At 65.8% G+C, this 2,304-nt stretch carries 2 protein-coding genes and 1 pseudogene; all 3 read right to left on the bottom strand.

Features of this window, described 5'->3' with window-relative positions:
• Positions 1–722 (bottom strand): Rieske 2Fe-2S domain-containing protein (locus AC1P6P_RS00465; protein ID WP_481400466.1); only part of this gene is annotated, 722 nt, incomplete at its 3' end.
• A gap of 16 nt (positions 723–738) precedes the next feature.
• Positions 739–1,899, bottom strand: a complete 1,161-nt coding sequence (gene hpnH / locus AC1P6P_RS00460; RefSeq protein WP_481400465.1) for an adenosyl-hopene transferase HpnH — start codon at positions 1,897–1,899, stop codon at positions 739–741.
• 14 nt (positions 1,900–1,913) lie between these two features.
• Positions 1,914–2,304 (bottom strand): annotated as a pseudogene (locus AC1P6P_RS00455) (4-hydroxy-3-methylbut-2-enyl diphosphate reductase); the annotation flags it as partial.

The raw sequence follows: 2,304 nt of genomic DNA, 5'->3' as shown, positions 1-2,304 counted from the left end.
GTCATCAGGTCGGCGTTGTCGCCCTCGCCGCGCTTGCGCACCACGCCCAGGATCGCCGCTTCGCCCACCGTGCCCTGGCCCTCGGTGCGGCTGAAGGTGTAGTCGACTTCCGCCCAGGCTTCGCCGCGGCGCCGGCCCAGGCAGTGGGCCTTGATGCCGCCCATCTGCCGGCGGTGCAGGAACTGGTGGTTCATGTCGAACAGGTTTTCGTGCATGAACGTGTAGTGGGCCTCGACCTCGCGGTTGAGTTGGCGGGTCTTGTATTCCTTGCGCGCCTTGGACCCCAGCGCCTGGGGCAGGGCGTGCAGCTCGGCCAGGGCCGGGTCGCCCGGGAAGATGAACACCAGGCCGTCGACTTCCTTGCAGGGATAGGCCTTCACCCCGTTGGGCAGGCGTTCCTTGCCGAGATAGGGCACGTCGACACAGGCGCCGGTCTCGTCATAGGCCCAGCCGTGATAGCCGCACTTCACCTGACAGCCGTTGACCACGCCGTGGGTCAGAGGCACCTGGCGGTGGGCGCAACGGTTTTCCAGGGCGAACAGCTTGCCGTCCTTGCCGCGCACCACGGCGATCGGCTCGCCGGCATAGGCGCGGGCGATCATGGCGCCCGGCTTGACCTCTTCGGACCACGCGATCGGATACCAGAAGTCGGGATGGCAGTCGGTCTTGCGCAGGTCGACGCCCGCCGTCAGGCGCGGGGTATGAACGGTATCCACCGACATCTGAGCGGGCTCCCCCTTAGTCCTCGACCGTCACGACGCCCTTGCTGGCTCGTGGGTTCTTGGCTCGGATCTCGGCCAGCTTCTTCTCGACGTGGCTCGAGAACACGAAGTCCGCCTTCCGCTGCCTATCCAGCGGAATATCCTTCGCCATCGGCCCGTCCGTTTTGATCCCGGTCAAACCGAGCATCGCGACTTTCAGGGGGTTCTTCACGGAGTGGGCGACCGCGGTGCCTTCGAAGCCGCAGTGAACCATGCAGTCGGCGCACTTCTCATAGTTGCCGACGCCGTACTTCTCCCACTCGGTGCCGTCCATCAGCTCGGCGAAGGTCTTCACATAGCCTTCGCCCAGCAGGTAACAGGGCTTCTGCCAGCCGAACACGGTGCGGGCGGGCATCGACCACGGCGAGCACTCATAGGCCTCGTTGCCGGCCAGGAAGTTCATGAACAGGCTCGACTGGGTGAAGTCCCAGGCCTTGCCGCCATTGCCGCGCTTGAGGATGTCGCGGAACAACTGCTTGGTGCGGGTCCGGTTCAGGAAGTGCTCCTGGTCGGGCGCCCGCTCATAGGAGTAGCCGGGCGACACGGTGATGCCGTCCAGGCCAATCGCGGTCATCTCGTCGAAGAACTTGGCCACCCGCTCGGGGTCCGAACCGTCGAACAGGGTGCAGTTGATCTGCACGCGGAAGCCCTTGGACTTGGCCAGCTTGATGGCCTCGACCGCCTTGTCGTAGACGCCGTCCTCGCACACCGCCTTGTCGTGCATGGCCTGGTCGCCGTCCAGGTGGATGGACCAGGTGAAGTAGGGCGAGGGCTTGTACTGGTCGATCTTCTTGGCCAGCAGCAGGGCGTTCGTGCACAGGATCACGAACTTCTTCTTGGCGATGTAGCCCTCGACGATGCGCGGCAGGTCGCGGTGCAGCAGGGGCTCGCCGCCGGCGATCGAGACGGCGGGGGCGCCGCACTCGTCGATCGCCTCCATGCACTGCTCGTAGCTCAGGCGCTGGTTCAGGATCTCGTCGGGATAGTCGATCTTGCCGCAGCCGGCGCAGGCCAGGTTGCAGCGGAACAGCGGCTCCAGCATCAGCACCAGCGGATAGTGCTTCTTGCCGGTGAGCGTCTTGCCGACCACATAGGCCCCGATGCGCGCGGCCTGTTTGAACGGGATGCTGCTGCCCATGTCCGGTCTCGTCCTTACGCCACTTCCAGGTCGTCGGCTTCACGCAGTTCCGGCGGGAGGCGGAACTCGATGGTCTCTTCCACGCCGTGCATCGGCACCACGTCCACGGGGCCGAATTCGCGCAGGCGCTTGATCACGCCCAGCACCAGTTCTTCGGGCGCCGAGGCGCCGGCGGTCAGGCCCACGGCCTGCTTGCCGTCCAGCCATTTGGGGTCGATGGCGCTAGCGTCGGCGATCAGATAGCTCGGCAGGCCTTCCTCGCGCCCGATCTCGCACAGGCGGTTGGAGTTTGAGGAGTTGGCCGCGCCCACCACCAGGATGATGTCGGAGACCTTGCACAGGTCGCGCACGGCCTGCTGGCGGTGCTGGGTGGCGTAGCAGATGTCGGAGGTGTTGGGGCCGGTC

The organism is Rhizomicrobium sp. (assembly GCF_056722145.1).
This window is presented reverse-complemented; position numbering and strand designations above follow the sequence as displayed.

Bases quoted from the DNA above. Each gene is read 5' to 3' on its own strand.
- hpnH (WP_481400465.1), bottom strand. From the start codon at position 1,899: ATGGGCAGCAGCATCCCGTTCAAACAGGCCGCGCGCATCGGGGCCTAT.